Consider the following 11,031-nt stretch of genomic DNA (forward strand, 5'->3'; position numbering starts at 1 on the left):
CCGAGGCGGCCGCGTCCATCATCCGCCTGAAAGGCAGGTGCGCAGCGCTTCGGCTTCCTGATCGCGCAACGGACGACCGCCGGGGGTCGAAATCTCGACGCGGCGACCGCGCATGGCAGCATCGACGATCCGCACGCGCAGCCCACGCGCACCATTCCACGCCTCGATCGTGTCGGTCATGCCTTCAACCGCTTTCCAGCTCTTACCCGTCAGCGGCATCCGGTTCATCAGGCATCGGGAAAGCTGTTCAGCGGTCAGCCGGGAATTGGCGAAAAGCAGGTGGCGTAGTTCGCTCTTCCGCTTCGCCTCTCCATAGGTGCCTGCAAAGACCAGCAGCGCCGCCAGCACGCCCAGCAGCAGAACCCAGACGATAATCGCGCTTCGCGGCGGGGCAGCGGCCTTCATTTCGCCCGCACCGTCACGTCCATGCGAAAATGGCGCCGCTCGCCCGGCGGCAGCAGCACCACGCCCGGCCGCTCGCGGAAATCGCCGGCGAAGCCCACCGCATCGGCATGGCCCTGCCACGGTTCGATGCACAGGTAGTTCGCCCCCGGCTTCTGCCACAGCCCCAGCATCGGCGTGTCCGGAAACGCGATGTCCAGCCACGACCCACCGTCCGCGCCATAGCACAGCGCCCGGCTGGCGAGATCGTCCCAGATCAGCGCGTCATCAGCGAAAAGATCGGGCGAGAGCGCCAGCTCCCGGCCCTTCACCGGGGTGGCGCGCGGTTCGGGGGCGACCAGTCCGCTGGCCGCGTCGAGTACGCGCAGGGCGGCCGGCTCGTCCCGTTCGAACACCACGCGGTGCGCCGCCTTCGCCGCGCCGCCGGGCAGCGGCCAGGCGAAGGCGGGGTGATACCCGAACGCGAACGGCAGCGGCCGGGCGCCGGGGTTGGACACGGTGGCGGTCATGCGCAGTGTCGCGCCGTCCACCACGAAGGCCATCTCCAGCACGAAGGCGAAGGGATAGACCGCGCAAGTCGCCGCGCTGTCGGTCAGGCGAAAGGTGACGCGATCGTCGTCCCGCGCCGCCAGCTCGAACGGCATCCGCCGCGCGAAGCCGTGGCGCGGCAGCGTGAAGGTATCCCCATCGATGCGATAGCGGTCCTCCGCCAGCGCCCCCACGATCGGGAACAGCAGCGGCGCGTGACCGGTCCAGAACGCCGGATCGGCATCGGTCATGAACTCGCGGCCCTGGGCATCGCGCAGCGACCACAGTTCCGCGCCCAGCGGATGGACCCGCGCGGTCAGCGCGCCGGACGCGATGGTGACGAGGTCTTCGGGTACGGGATTTTCAGGCATGGTCCCTCACGGCAAGCCGTCCTCCTGCGCAGGTGCAGCATGGCGGCTTGCGCGTGATCTGTCGACCTATCCGCGCAGCACGCCGCCCAGTTTGCCCGCCGCCGCAACCACCTTGTCGGCAATCGCCTTGAGCGCGGCATCGTCGTAGCTCTTCTCGCCCGGCTGGAGCGTGACTTCCACCGCCAGAGACTTCTGCCCCTCGGGCACGCCCTGGCCCCGGAAATCGTCGAACAGCCGCGCCGCGACGATATTGGCCTTGTCGGCCCCCTTCACCGCGCGGACGAGGTCGCCCGCCGGCACCCCGGCATCGACCAGGAAGGCGAAATCGCGCGTCACTGCCTGCAGCGCGGGCGGCGCATAGTGCGGACGGGCGAAGCCGGGCGCGGCCTTCTTCGGGGGAATACGATCGAGGAACAGCTCCACGGCGGCCACTGGCCCGTCGAGATCGAAGGCCTTGGCGGTCGCCGGGTGCAGCATGCCAAAGCGTGCCAGCACCGTCTTCGGCCCCAATCGCAGCGTGGCCGACTGGCCCGGATGGAACTGAGGCCCGGCCTCGCCCATCACCTGCAGATTGTCGACCGGCGCGCCGGCTTCGGCCAGCAGCGCCAGCGCCTCGGCCTTGGCGTCGAAGGCATCGAAGGCCTGCGCCTTGCCGCTCTTCCAGCCGCGCGGAGTCTTTTCCCCTGCCAGCACCACCACGAGGCTCAGCTTCTCGTCGCTCGCCCCGGCCTCACCGCGCAGATAGCGGCGGCCGATCTCGAACAGGCGGACCGACGCCGCACCGCGATCGAGGTTGCGCCGGGTCGCCGAAAGCAGGCCCGGCAGCAGCGACGGGCGCATCGCCTTGAGGTCTTCCGAAATCGGATTGGCCAGCACCCACAGCCCGCCATCGCCTTCGGTGAAATGCTCCGCCTCGCCTTCGGGCAGGAACGACCAGGTGACCGCCTCGTTCAGCCCGCGCGCCGCGGCGGCGCGGCGCATGCGCCGTTCCACGATCTGCGCCGGCGTGGCGGTGGGCTTCGCCACGCCGTCCGCGCGCGGCAGCGGCGTGGAAGGCACCGCGTCCAGCCCGTGCACGCGGATCACTTCCTCCACGATGTCGGCCGCGCCATCCACGTCGGGGCGCCAGGTGGGCACGGTCACGGTCCAGCCGGACCTTTCTCCCGCCGCCGCCTCGAAGCCCAGCGCGGCAAGAATGCGGCGCTGTTCGTCCTCGGCAACCGCCACGCCGCCCAGCCGGCCAGCCAGCGCAGGATCGTAGGCCACGGTCTTGCGCGCCAGCGGCGGCGCGCCCACGCGCAGCACCTCGGACGCTTCGCCACCACAGATGTCGAGGATCAGCCGCGTCAGCAGCTCGATCCCGGCATCGAGGAACGCCGGGTCCACCCCGCGTTCGAACCGGCCGCGCGCATCACTGGTTAGCGCCAGCGCCTGCCCGGTGCGGGCGATGCGCGCCGGATCGAAATAGGCGACTTCGAGCAGGACATCGGTGGTATCGTCGGCGCAGCCCGAATGCTCGCCGCCCATGATGCCGGCCACGTCGTGCACGCCCGCCGCGTCGGCGATCACCGTCATCGTCGAATCGAGCGTGTATTCCTTGCCGTTGAGCGCGACGACCTTCTCGCCATCGGTGGCCCGGCGCGCCACGACCGCACCGTTCAGCTTCGCCAGATCATAGGCGTGCGCCGGGCGGCCATAGGCGAGCATGACGTAGTTGGTCACGTCCACCAGCGCCGAGATCGGGCGCTGGCCGGCGCTCTTGAGCCGGTCCTGCAGCCACTGCGGCGAAGGGCCGTTCTTCACGCCCCGGATCACGCGGCCATAGAACGCGGGGCAGCCTTCGGCGTCCTCGATGCGGATGTCCACCGGGCACGCGAACGCGCCCGCGAAAGGCGCGGCATCCACCGGCTTCAGCGTGCCCAGCCCCGCCGCGGCCAGATCGCGCGCTATGCCATAAACGCCCATGCAATCGGGCCGGTTGGGCGTGATCGCCACGTCAAACACCGGGTCCGACCCCAGGTAGTCGGCAAAGGTCGCGCCCACCGGCGCGTCGGCCGGCAGTTCGATGATGCCATCGTGTTCCTCGCCAAGGCCCAGCTCGCGCGTGGAACACATCATGCCGTTGGATTCGACGCCGCGAATGGCCGACTTGCGCAGTTCCATGCCATTCGCGGGCACGACCGCGCCAGGCAGGCCGAGCACACCGACCAGCCCCGCGCGCGCATTGGGCGCGCCGCAGACCACCTGGAGTGGCGCGCCATCTCCCAGATCGACCGACAGCACTTGCAGCTTGTCCGCCTGCGGATGCTTTTCCGCCGTCAGCACGCGCGCGATGCGGAACGCGCCCAGCGCGGCGGAGGCATCCTCCACGCCTTCGATTTCAAGGCCCAGCGCGGTCAGCTTGCGCGCGATGGCATCGGCGTCGGACCCAGTATCGAGGTGGTCCTTCAACCACGAGAGCGAGAACTTCATGCCTTCACCCCCACGCCGCCGGAAAGCGTCGGCACATCGAGCGCGCCGAAACCGTAGTGCCGCAGCCAGCGCACATCGCCATCGAAGAACGCCCGCAGATCGTCCATGCCGTATTTCAGCATGGCCAGCCGGTCGACGCCGGTGCCGAAGGCGAAGCCCTGCCATTGATCGGGATCGAGCCCGCCGAATTCGATGACGCGGCGGTTGACCATGCCCGAGCCCAGCACTTCCATCCAGCCGCCGTTTGCGACGTCACCGCCGCCGCCGACCACGCGCTTGCCGTTGATCACGGTGTAGCCCACGTCGACTTCCACCGACGGTTCGGTGAACGGGAAATAGCTCGGGCGCAGGCGCAGCACGATGTCGTCGCGCTCGAAGAACGCCTTGAGAAAGGTTTCCAGCGTCCACTTCAGGTGACCAAGGTGGATGCCCTTGTCGATCACCAGGCCTTCGATCTGGTGAAACATCGGCGTGTGCGTGGCATCGCTGTCGCTGCGATAGACGCGGCCGGGCGCGATCACGCGCAGCGGCGCGCCCTGTTTCAGCATCGCGCGGATCTGCACCGGCGAGGTATGCGTGCGCAGCAGCATGGCGCGCCCTTCCGCATCCTTGTCGGGGAAATAGAAGGTATCGTGCATCGCCCGCGCCGGGTGCGTTTCGGGCATGTTGAGCGCGGTGAAGTTGTGCCAGTCGTCCTCGATCTCTGGACCGGACGCCACCGCGAAGCCCATGTCGGCGAAGATTTCCGCCAGCTCGTCCATCACCTGGCTGACCGGATGGACCGATCCCCTCGGCGCTTCGGGCGCGGGGAGCGAAAGGTCCACCGTCTCGGCCGCCAGCCGCGCATCGAGCGCCGCCGCCTCAAGTGCGCCCTTGCGCGCGGCCAGCGCGGCGGTCACCGCCTCGCGCGCGGCGTGGATCTTCGGGCCTTCGCTCTGGCGCTGTTCCGGGGACATGCCGCCCAGCGTCTTGAGCAGGGCGCTGACCCAGCCCTGCTTGCCGAGCGCGGCTACGCGGATCGCCTCGACCGCTTCGGGCGTTGCGGCGTCCGCGATCGCGCCCAGCGTTTCGGCCTGCTGTTGTTCAAGCTGTTCCATCGCCGGTGCCGCTAGCGCCAAACGGTGCGGAATCAAAGGGCGAAACGCAGCGCCCCCCGTTGCATCAGTCCCCGGTCCGCGCCGGCAGGTGCAGCGCCTGCACGGCCGCGCCGGCCGCCTCGAAGCGCGCGCGCATCACGGCCGACAGCACCGGACGCGGATGCGCCACATAGGCGCGCGGCGTCATCCCCATGAACCGCCGGAAATCGCGAACGAACTGCGCCTGATCGTGATAGTGCCCGTCGATTGCGCCGATCCACTTGAGTTCGGGGTCGAGCATGTACTGCGACAGACTGCGCATGAAGCGCTGCCGCCGCAGCAGCAGGCGCGGGGCGAAGCCGAAATAGCGGCGGCAGATGCGCTCGATGGTGTACGAAGCCAGGCCCGTCGCTTCGGCCACGTCCGCCACGGAGCCCGTTTCCGGATCGACGATCGCGCCATGGATGGCCACGATCCGGTCTTCATCGGGCGCCGGCATGTCCGCGCGCGCCGAATACGCCGTCGATCAGCGGACCGAACTGGGCGAAGTCAGGCTCCGCGCAGGGATCGAAGATGCGATCGGCCCAGAGATGCGCCGGCGCCCGCGCGAATTTCGCCCAGCCCAGCGGCAACAGGCCGATGCCCCATATGCGGCAGCGGCCCGCGGTGAAGCGGATGGTCGTGCTCGTCGGCCCGGTGCCGATCGCGGCAATGCCGGGCGGCCCCTTGATCCCCGCGATCTCCGCTTCGGGCGTCACACCCTGGAACAGCCGCAGGTTGGCCCATTCGGGATGCAGGTGATCCTGCACCCGCTGCCCCTCGGGAATGTCGATCTCGGTGAGGTAAAACGTCGTGAAATAGGGGCGCAGCGCCAGGGGCGGCTGATGGAAACGAACCTTTACGCGGCAATCCGCTGGCAATCGCGCGACCCTTCGGAATCGTTGCTAAGTAGCAATCCGTTACAAATCGCCATAATCGTTTGTTGCGCGCTGCAAAAGCCTCCAGATCGGCGATATTGTCACGCAGGTTAGCAGAATCGGGGGTAGTTTCTGATTTTCCAGCAAAAAGGGCATTGGTCCAGAACGGACCAATGCCCTTTGATGCGGTTCGCGGTGCGAACGGCTCAGGCGGCGGGAAGCGCTGCCTTGGCCTGCGCGATCACGGCGTTGAACACGCCGCCTTCGTTCATCGCCAGATCGGCCATCGCCTTGCGATCGAGTTCGATCCCGGCGAGCTTCACGCCGTGGATGAACTGCGAATAGGTGAGGCCTTCGGCGCGGACCGCGGCGTTGATGCGCTGGATCCACAGGGCGCGGAAGGTGCGCTTCTTAACCTTGCGGTCGCGATAGGCGTACTGGCCGGCCTTTTCGACGGCCTGACGGGCGACGCGGATCGTGTTCTTGCGACGGCCGCGGTAACCCTTGGCCTGGTCCAGAATCCGCTTGTGCTTGGCACGGGTGGTAACACCACGCTTGATACGGCTCATAAGTCAGCGCTCCTCAGTTCAGCCCGTAGGGCGCCCACTTCTTGATCACCTTCGCGTCGGCGTCGGAGATCACTTCCGTGCCGCGGTTCTGGCGGATGTACTTGGCGTTGTGGCTGATCAGGCGGTGGCGCTTGCCGGCAACGCCGTGCTTCACCTTGCCGGAAGCGGTGATCTTGAACCGCTTCTTCACGCCGCTCTTGGTCTTGAGCTTGGGCATTTTCGTCTCCTAGGATTCGACGCGCCAGATTCGCCGTGGCAGCCCTTTCAGCCAGGCGAATCCCGAATGGTGTGTCGGTTGAAGGAGGCGCCCATAGTCAGGTCCGCCCGGAAAGGCAAGCGGGCGCTGGCTTTGATGCCGCACCTACCCCTTCCTGGCGCCCCTTCCTGGCGCCCCTGCTCAGCGCCCGCCCACGTCGGCCAGATCGAACGGCGTGGTCTGGTAGGTCTCGTTGATCCAGTTGCCGTAGAGCAGGTGCCCGTGGCCGCGCCAGGTGTTGGCAGGCGCGGCCTGCGGATCGTCGCCGGGGAAATAGTGCTGCGGCATATAGCCGCCCTCGTCGCGCGCGTATTCGCCCGCCAGCGTCAGCGTATCGTATTCTAGGTGGTTGAACATGTGCAGCGCGCGGTGGGCCGGATCGTCGATCAGGCACAGCCCGGTCTCGGCGCTATCGGCCAGCACGCGCAGCCCGCGCCCTTCGGGCAGGTCTGTGGCGCGCACTTCGCTCCAGCGCGAGACGGGCACGTCGAACACATCGGGCAGCCCGCGCATCCACGGGCTGGCCGGCGCGCGGTTGTCATGCCGGAACACGCCCGAGGCCTTGGACGCCAGCCCGTGCTTGGGCACGCCGTGGAAATGGTGCAGCGCCGCCATCGCCCCCCAGCAGACGTTGAGCGTGCGGTGGACGTTGACCTGCGACCAGTCGAAGATGCGCCGCAATTCGTCCCAGTAGGTCACTTCCTCGAACGGGATCTGCTCCACCGGCGCGCCGGTCACGATCAGCCCGTCGAAGCGCTCCCCGCGCGCGTCCGCCCAGGGGCGGTAGAATTCGGCGATGTGCCCGGCCGAGGTGTTCTTGCTGACGTGGTCGGAAATGCGCAGCAGTTCCAGTTCCACCTGCAGCGGCGTGGCGCCCAGCACCCGCGCGATCTGGGTTTCGGTGGTGATCTTGTCGGGCATCAGGTTCAGCAGCGCGATGCGCAGCGGGCGGATATCCTGCCGCGCGGCTTCGGTTTCGCCCATCACGATCACGCCTTCGGATTCGAGCGTGCGGCGGGCGGGCAGGTTGTCGGCAATCCGGATCGGCACTGTCCTGGCGTCTTTCTTCTCGTCCCGTGGGGAAAGACGCCGCGCGTGTCCGTGTCCGTTTGGTTGCCGGATCGGCCACATCCTCCTTGCGGAGCGCCACCTTGCCCGGATCGGCAGGTTGGCGTCGGGGCGTCCACCCCAACTCTTGATGCGAGAGTCGCTCTATCGCGGAACGCGGCGCTTGGCAATCGGGACTGTCCCGGAGGGCGATGCCAGGACGATGTTCACGCGCAGCCCTTGCTATTGAGACTACCTCGCATTAAAAGATGATCATTCGGTCGAGAGAATCGGGTGTCCTGATGTACGTCTGCATCTGCAATGCCATTCGCGAAAAGGACCTGCGGGGCGCCGCGCGGAGCCATTCGGGCGATGCCGAAGCGCTCTACGCCCGGCTGGGCTGCCAGCCCCAGTGCCGCCAGTGCCTGGACGATGCCGAGGACGTGGTGGCCGACGAACGCGCCTGCGCGCTTGCCTGATCACTGGCGCCCGATCGCGCTTCCTGCAACCGCCTGTCCTTACCGCCGCCCCTCGCGCGAATCGTTCGCGCTTGGCCGATGGGCGCGGGCCGCATAGGCTGCGGCCCACACCGGACGTTTGAAGGAGCCGCGCCATGAAGGGCGACGCCAAGGTCATCGAATTTCTCAACAAGGCGCTGTTCAACGAACTGACCGCCATCAACCAGTACTGGCTGCATTTCCGCCTGCTCGACAACTGGGGCATCAAGAAGCTCGCCCAGTTCGAACGGCACGAATCCATCGACGAGATGAAGCACGCCGACCAGCTGGCCGACCGTATCCTGTTCCTCGATGGCCTGCCCAATTTCCAGGCGCTGGGCCGGCTGCGCGTGGGCGAATCCGTGGAGGAAATCCTCAAGGCCGATCTGGCGCTGGAAATGGAGGCGATCCCGCTGCTCAAGGACGCGATCGCCCATTGCGAAAGCGTGCGCGATTACGTCAGCCGCGATCTGTTCCAGCACATCCTCGAAAGCGAGGAGGAGCATGTCGACACGCTGGAAAAGCAGTTCGACATGATCGCGCGCATGGGCCTGCCAAACTACATCCAGCTCAACAGCGAAGCGCCCGAGGACTGAGCCCGCACCCGCGTCATTGCGAGCGCCGCGAAGCAATCCAGGGTTCCGCGTGACGCTCTGGATTGCTTCGCGGCGCTCGCAACGACGAAGCAAGACAACTGCCAGCAAGGAAGGGCGGTGCGGAAGGACCGCCCGGCCAGACGCCGAGGCATCTGGCCGGAGCTTTTCAGTCCTGCGGTTGCTCCTGACCGGCTCATGCCCGCGAAAGGCGGACGCACCGCCAGCCCCGGAACATGCCCCGTGCCGAACAGGTCGACCGGACAACACCAATTAGGAGCATACCACAAATTGGCCCGGAAAACAGCCGGTTTTGGGGCGGTGGGGCGATTGGGGCCGGGTGGCCGAGCCTTGTTAGCAGGCGCCGACGGACCGGAAGGACGGTCAACCGAATATTAACTGTCGGCGTCGAACGATAACCGGAACTTGCCGGTGCGGGCGGCGATTGCGCGAGACACCGGCCAAGCGCGCCAATCGGCGCGGGAACGCGCCTGACGTCGCCGGAATGCCCGGACTATATCCGTTTCGGTGCATTCTCGCGCGCACGCGAATCTTGCCCGAAACCCTGCGACTCGTGCGCACCATTCCGATTCAGTGGCAGGCGCGAGAGATGTTTTGGGGCAAAGGAAATGGCTTGCCCGTCAACGTGAAGGCGGACGCGCTTTCAAAACGCGACTTAACGACTTGCGTTAAGTCGCGTTTCACGATACTCAGAACTCATGGATATTGAGTTCGCGGACGAGCGCATAGCCTTGATCGAGACGGAAGGTGCGGCCGAGACCTCCCTTCCGGTTGCGGTGATTCAGGCGGCGCGTCAGCGCCTTCATATCATAAGGGCGGCGCCGGATGTGCGCACGCTGCATAATTGGAAAAGTCTAGGTTTGCAGCCGCAACCTGAATCGGCAGATCATCTCGTGGTGTTACCGACGCAATGGGCCATGGCTGTCCGCATTATAGAAAAGAACAATGTCATGACGGTGGTTGTTACAGCAATAGAACAGCAGCTGCGAGGGGCGGTGGCATGAGCAGGGGCAAACAGGTGACGATTGATCCGCCCGGCGTCTTCATAAAGATGGAACTCGAGGTTCGGGGTTGGTCTCAACGCGATCTTGCGTTCATTATGGGCCAGACCGAGCAGCAACTTAATCCTCTCCTGTCAGGGAAGCGTGGTGTCACCCCGGATATGGCGCGGCTACTCGGCGACGCGTTCGGCACATCGCCGCAGTTTTTCCTCAATCTTCAGGCAAGCTACGATCTGCAGAACGCCAAAGATCCAGATCCGGCTGTGAAGACCCGAGCTGAACTTCAAGCTCGTTTTCCCGTGCGCGATATGATCCGCCGAGGCTGGATTCAGGACAGTGAGGCGTCACTCCTCAAGCTTCAGATGGATCGTTTTTTCGAGGTAGCCAATGATGATGGCATAGGGGAAGTCGGTTTCGCAGCCAAGCGCACACATTATGATGTCACCCCACCACATCAGCGCGCTTGGGTATTCAGAGTGCGTCAACTTGCAAGACAGATGAAAGTCGAACCTTTCTCTACGGATAAATTGGAAGCGATTCTTTCCAAGTTGCGTGGGCTAATGGTCGATCCGGAAGCGGTAGCTTCGGTGCCAGGTCTTCTGGCAAGCTGCGGCGTACGCTTTGTCTTAGTTGAAGTTTTACCAAACGCTAAGATCGACGGCGTTTGCACGTGGCTCGATGATTCATCTCCGGTTATCGGCATGTCAACGCTCTATGACCGGATCGACAACTTCTGGTTCGTTCTACGCCATGAGATCGAACATATTCTCCGAGGTCATGGGAAGTCATCCATCGGAATGATCGATAATCTAAGCGACGAAAACTCAAGCTATCCGTATGTAGAAGGTGACGAAGAATGGATTGCAAACGAAGCAGCCGCTGATTTCTGCGTGCCCTCGGCAAAAATGGCGTCATTCTATGCGCGCAAACATCCGTATTTTTCAGAGCGGGATGTTGTTGGCTTTGCTGCTATCTTGTCGGTTCATCCGGCTCTTGTCATCGGGCAATTACAAAAGAGAATGAAAAGATATGATTACCTAAGAAAATATCAAGTCCCAGTTCGCCGCTATCTTCTTAAGGAAGCGGTCAGCGATGGTTGGGGTAATGCGGCTGAGGCTCAGCTCTAAGAAAAGGGGGCGTGTTGGTGGCAACGTTTAGAGCGGTTTCCATTCATTCCGGCTCATATCCGCAAGATTTGAAGTAATTGGCACATTCGGCAGGCTGGAAGATATCGACGAGCTTGCCGATCAGGTCCCACAGCCCATTGACGGTTCGCTCGCC

13 protein-coding genes, 1 pseudogene and 1 riboswitch are annotated in these 11,031 nt (G+C 65.0%); of the genes and pseudogenes, 4 read left to right on the top strand and 10 right to left on the bottom strand.

Going from position 1 to position 11,031, the window contains the following annotated elements:
- Positions 1 to 18: 18 nt before the first annotated feature.
- The 9 genes from EH199_RS17585 to metA all read right to left on the bottom strand — a co-directional run bounded on the left by EH199_RS17585 (position 19) and on the right by metA (position 7,641).
- Positions 19 to 405, bottom strand: coding sequence for a hypothetical protein (locus EH199_RS17585; RefSeq protein WP_124810516.1), 387 nt, complete (start codon positions 403 to 405; stop codon positions 19 to 21).
- Positions 402 to 1,301, bottom strand: coding sequence for an aldose 1-epimerase family protein (locus EH199_RS17590; RefSeq protein ID WP_124810517.1), 900 nt, complete (start codon positions 1,299 to 1,301; stop codon positions 402 to 404). Before EH199_RS17590 ends, EH199_RS17585 begins: the two co-directional genes overlap by 4 nt.
- 66 nt (positions 1,302 to 1,367) lie before the next feature.
- Positions 1,368 to 3,773 carry a phenylalanine--tRNA ligase subunit beta gene (gene pheT / locus EH199_RS17595; RefSeq protein ID WP_124810518.1) on the bottom strand — a complete coding sequence of 802 codons (2,406 nt, stop codon included), beginning with the start codon at positions 3,771 to 3,773 and terminating at the stop codon, positions 1,368 to 1,370.
- The gene (gene pheS, locus EH199_RS17600) at positions 3,770 to 4,870 is read right to left on the bottom strand and encodes a phenylalanine--tRNA ligase subunit alpha (protein ID WP_124810519.1); all 1,101 of its coding nucleotides are present in this window, start codon (positions 4,868 to 4,870) and stop codon (positions 3,770 to 3,772) included. Before pheS ends, pheT begins: the two co-directional genes overlap by 4 nt.
- 64 nt (positions 4,871 to 4,934) lie before the next feature.
- On the bottom strand, positions 4,935 to 5,348 hold the full coding sequence (locus EH199_RS24745) for a helix-turn-helix domain-containing protein (protein WP_223806744.1): 414 nt from the start codon (positions 5,346 to 5,348) through the stop codon (positions 4,935 to 4,937).
- The gene (locus tag EH199_RS24750; protein ID WP_223806745.1) at positions 5,332 to 5,769 is read right to left on the bottom strand and encodes a hypothetical protein; all 438 of its coding nucleotides are present in this window, start codon (positions 5,767 to 5,769) and stop codon (positions 5,332 to 5,334) included. The genes EH199_RS24745 and EH199_RS24750 overlap by 17 nt, the downstream gene beginning before the upstream one ends.
- 203 nt (positions 5,770 to 5,972) lie before the next feature.
- Complete coding sequence (rplT, locus tag EH199_RS17610; protein WP_124810520.1) at positions 5,973 to 6,335, bottom strand: 50S ribosomal protein L20; 363 nt, start codon at positions 6,333 to 6,335, stop codon at positions 5,973 to 5,975.
- A 13-nt stretch (positions 6,336 to 6,348) separates the two neighbouring features.
- Entirely contained in the window at positions 6,349 to 6,552 is a 204-nt protein-coding gene (rpmI, locus tag EH199_RS17615) for a 50S ribosomal protein L35 (RefSeq protein WP_124810521.1), read from the bottom strand.
- A gap of 180 nt (positions 6,553 to 6,732) precedes the next feature.
- A complete protein-coding gene (gene metA / locus EH199_RS17620) occupies positions 6,733 to 7,641 on the bottom strand; it encodes a homoserine O-succinyltransferase (protein ID WP_190287328.1) in 909 nt (302 codons plus the stop codon).
- A gap of 49 nt (positions 7,642 to 7,690) precedes the next feature.
- A riboswitch (SAM-I-IV-variant riboswitch) is annotated at positions 7,691 to 7,798 on the bottom strand.
- A gap of 142 nt (positions 7,799 to 7,940) precedes the next feature.
- Between metA and EH199_RS17625 the strand changes: the two genes are divergently transcribed.
- From EH199_RS17625 to EH199_RS17640, 4 genes are all read left to right on the top strand, one after another.
- Positions 7,941 to 8,117: a bacterioferritin-associated ferredoxin gene (locus tag EH199_RS17625; protein WP_124810523.1), complete on the top strand. Its 177-nt coding sequence runs from the start codon at positions 7,941 to 7,943 to the stop codon at positions 8,115 to 8,117.
- 134 nt (positions 8,118 to 8,251) lie between these two features.
- Positions 8,252 to 8,731, top strand: a complete 480-nt coding sequence (gene bfr, locus EH199_RS17630; RefSeq protein WP_124810524.1) for a bacterioferritin — start codon at positions 8,252 to 8,254, stop codon at positions 8,729 to 8,731.
- Positions 8,732 to 9,447: 716 nt separating this feature from the next.
- Positions 9,448 to 9,753 (top strand): hypothetical protein, encoded by a 306-nt coding sequence (locus tag EH199_RS17635; RefSeq protein WP_124810525.1) that lies wholly within the window; start codon positions 9,448 to 9,450, stop codon positions 9,751 to 9,753.
- Positions 9,750 to 10,877: a HigA family addiction module antitoxin gene (locus tag EH199_RS17640; RefSeq protein ID WP_190287329.1), complete on the top strand. Its 1,128-nt coding sequence runs from the start codon at positions 9,750 to 9,752 to the stop codon at positions 10,875 to 10,877. Before EH199_RS17635 ends, EH199_RS17640 begins: the two co-directional genes overlap by 4 nt.
- Before the next feature lie 43 nt (positions 10,878 to 10,920).
- On the opposite strand, the pseudogene EH199_RS17645 reads toward EH199_RS17640, so the two are convergent.
- A pseudogene (locus EH199_RS17645) lies at positions 10,921 to 11,031 on the bottom strand (IS630 family transposase); the annotation flags it as partial.

Origin of the sequence: Novosphingobium sp. LASN5T, assembly GCF_003856955.1 — a bacterium.
Lineage (GTDB): Bacteria > Pseudomonadota > Alphaproteobacteria > Sphingomonadales > Sphingomonadaceae > Novosphingobium.